This is a genomic window from Chamaesiphon sp. OTE_20_metabat_361 (assembly GCF_031364565.1).
The window spans coordinates 1-2,805 of the sequence record NZ_JANLWO010000620.1 but is presented as its reverse complement, the minus strand read 5'-3'; the positions used below and the strand labels follow the sequence as shown (position 1 = coordinate 2,805).

Below are 2,805 nucleotides of genomic sequence, written 5' to 3'. Positions count from 1 at the left end.
ACGAGATATTGATCTTACCGCCTGTAAACCACTTAGCAAATGGGGGCTGCCAATCTAGCACCGTTTCCCATTTTTTAAACCAATGCAATTCGCTTGTCGCCAGTTCTGCCCAAAACTGTTCGGGATTAGCTTGGGCGCGGGCGTAGATGGCTTCATATTCTGCCAAACTCTTGATCTGTGCAGCTTGGGAAAACTCTGCTGAGGGGCTAAATAGTCGCTCTTCGTGGAGCGTAGATTCGATGGATATTTCTGACATGGTAGGAGCGAAGATTTGCGATCGATTATTATGTAGCTAATTATCGCCCAGTTAGCGGGACAATTTGCTAGTGGCGATCGAGGTAGGATCGATCTAAGCTATCTGTCGGTAATAATGTGGTGTGTCTCGATCGATAGTCTCATGCCGTAACATATCGTTGGTGAGAGTTATCGCTAACAGAACCCGCCACGAATTTTGGGAAAGTAAGCTTAAATGCGCCGATGCGAAAGATCCACTCGATTCTCCAAGGAGATGCTCTGCCAACGAGAATTATCCGCTCAAAAATTAGCACGGATTGGGAAAAGTGCGACCATAACGTAGGATCGATCCTACGTTACGCCGATCGAATTGTCTAAATAACTCAATTAGCATTCCAATGATGCTTTTAAACAATTCGTGAGTTCTTCCGGGCATCAGAATTTCGATCGTATTATTAAAGTAAGCTAGCCGAACACCTGAAGCATCGGCAAAGCCAGCTTGAATTAACTTGAACTGCTGCCAATCGATGCCAGAGTATACAAACTGTCGATCGGCATTTTTTGGTGGTAACAGTGCTTGATTCATCATCGATCGCTCACGATGTAAGTGATTCCTACAAGGATTTTAACCGATTATCATCTCGATCGAGTAGATATCGAATCCCATATATTATCTACCTCCTTTACATTACCCGGATCGATCGAGACTTCATCCTCTAGATAGAGAGTAAACTTCAGCCGACCTGCTAAATATGGATGGTAAATTATCATCGATCGACAAATGAGTTGGAGAAAAGTCTGGAGCCTGTTGAAGGAAACTGTCGCGGAGTGGCAAAAAGATAAAGTCGATCGGATGGCGGCGGCGCTGGCATACTATACATTATTTTCGATCGCGCCTTTATTGGTGATTGCGGTGGCTGTGGCTGGGGCAGTATTTGGGGAAGAAGCGGCTAGGGGTGAGGTTGTCGCTCAGATTCAGGGATTGCTGGGTAAAGCAGGTGCTGAGGTGGTACAGACGGCGCTAGCAAATACTCAAAATCCTGAGAATGGCAATGGGATCGTGCCGTCAATAATTAGTACGCTGGCGTTGATATTTGGAGCTTCTGGCGTTTTTATTCAACTCCAAGATTCGCTTAATGCTGTCTGGAATGTTGAAGAATCGCTAGAAGGAGGCGTCAAAGCGGTAGTTCGCAAGCGAATTTTTTCGTTCGCAATGGTGATTACGATCGGCTTTATTTTAATGGTTTCATTAGTTGTTAGTGCGGGATTAGCAGCGGTGAGTGCTTTTACCAATAGTATGTTTCCAGCATTAGAAAGTTTGTGGAAGGTAGTTAATATCGGGATTTCCTTGGGTGTGTTTACTTTATTATTTGCACTAATTTATAAGTATCTGCCTGATATTAAGATTGCTTGGCGAGATGTCTTAGTGGGCGCACTGTTTACATCGATCCTATTTAGTATTGGAAAGGAATTGCTCGGATTTTATTTAGGTAATGGTAGTTTTGGCTCAGCTTATGGTGCCGCTGGATCTGTGATTACGGTTTTAGCTTGGATTTATTATTCGGTGCAGATTATGTTATTCGGGGCAGAATTTACTCAGGTATATACTCGTAGGTATGGCTCGCATCGATCGTCAAGTCGCGATCGATTGCATCGTCAAGAATAATCAAGATCGAGTGGCTTGGAGTGAGCAGCTAGTCTAGCGATCGGCTAAGAGATGGGAACGTCTAGCATCTATCTATCGGTAGAGTTTGAGAGCGAATTGTTCGTGCTAAATTATTTAAAATCAATCAGCTCGTTGTGAAATCGCATGGAAACCACTTCACCGTCCCAACCACCGTTCGATGAAACCAACGAGGATACCCCGGAAATTGGCGGGGGGCTGCCGATAATTAAGTATTGGGCAGAGCATACACTGTCTCCAGAAGGGCCGAAAATCTGGAAAACGTTGCTCCATCACAGCGCGTGTTTGTCTTGCTCTTGGGGAACGGGGGGACAGAAAGGGGGCTTTACTAATGAGGAGGGTGAAAAGCTCCAACGCTGTATGAAAAGCGTCGAGGCAATTACCGCCGAAATTCAGCCGCCAGTATCTGGGCATTTTTTCGATACCAATCCGATCGCCAGATTACAACAGCTTACTTCTTATGAAGCCGATCGATTGGGAAGATTGAGTTTTCCGGTGATTTTACGGGCGGGAAGTTCTCACTTTCAAAGGATTTCTTGGGATGAGATTTACGCGATCGCGACGGCGGCATTTAAACTAGATCCCGAACGGGTGGCTTCTTATAGTTCGGGGCGCGGCTCGAATGAGGCGGCGTTTGTATTGCAATTAATGATGCGGACGTTGGGTTCTAATAATCTGGCGGATTGTTCGGATTTGTGTCATGCACCTTCGACGACGGCGTTGAGTGAGATGTTTGGCACCAAAACTTCGATCGTTAGTTTGGAAAGCCTGAAGGAAGCTGATTGTGTGGTGTTGGCGGGGGCAAATTCGCCTTCCAATCATCCCCGTTTGATGAATGAATTAATTAAAATCCGCGACAACGGTGGCAAAGTTATCGTTATCAATCC

4 protein-coding genes are annotated in these 2,805 nt (G+C 45.4%); 2 read left to right on the top strand and 2 right to left on the bottom strand.

Annotation, left to right across the window (positions count from 1 at the left end; translation table 11 throughout):
* Positions 1 to 256, bottom strand: a 256-nt coding sequence (locus RMO35_RS17765; RefSeq protein WP_309742721.1) for an acetyl-coenzyme A synthetase N-terminal domain-containing protein, incomplete at its 3' end; no start/stop codon positions are given.
* A gap of 285 nt (positions 257 to 541) precedes the next feature.
* Positions 542 to 823, bottom strand: a complete 282-nt coding sequence (locus RMO35_RS17760) for a hypothetical protein (protein WP_309742719.1) — start codon at positions 821 to 823, stop codon at positions 542 to 544.
* Positions 824 to 1,015: 192 nt separating this feature from the next.
* Here RMO35_RS17760 and RMO35_RS17755 point away from each other — a divergent pair, with 192 nt between their 5' ends.
* Positions 1,016 to 1,900 carry a YihY/virulence factor BrkB family protein gene (locus RMO35_RS17755; RefSeq protein ID WP_309742716.1) on the top strand — a complete coding sequence of 295 codons (885 nt, stop codon included), beginning with the start codon at positions 1,016 to 1,018 and terminating at the stop codon, positions 1,898 to 1,900.
* Positions 1,901 to 2,044: 144 nt separating this feature from the next.
* Positions 2,045 to 2,805: molybdopterin-dependent oxidoreductase (locus tag RMO35_RS17750; protein WP_309742714.1), on the top strand; the 761-nt coding region annotated here is incomplete at its 3' end.

Excerpts from the sequence above, each read along its gene's own strand:
- RMO35_RS17760 (WP_309742719.1), bottom strand. The coding sequence starts at position 823 with ATGATGAATCAAGCACTGTTACCACCAAAAAATGCCGATCGACAGTTT.
- RMO35_RS17755 (WP_309742716.1), top strand. The coding sequence starts at position 1,016 with ATGAGTTGGAGAAAAGTCTGGAGCCTGTTGAAGGAAACTGTCGCGGAG.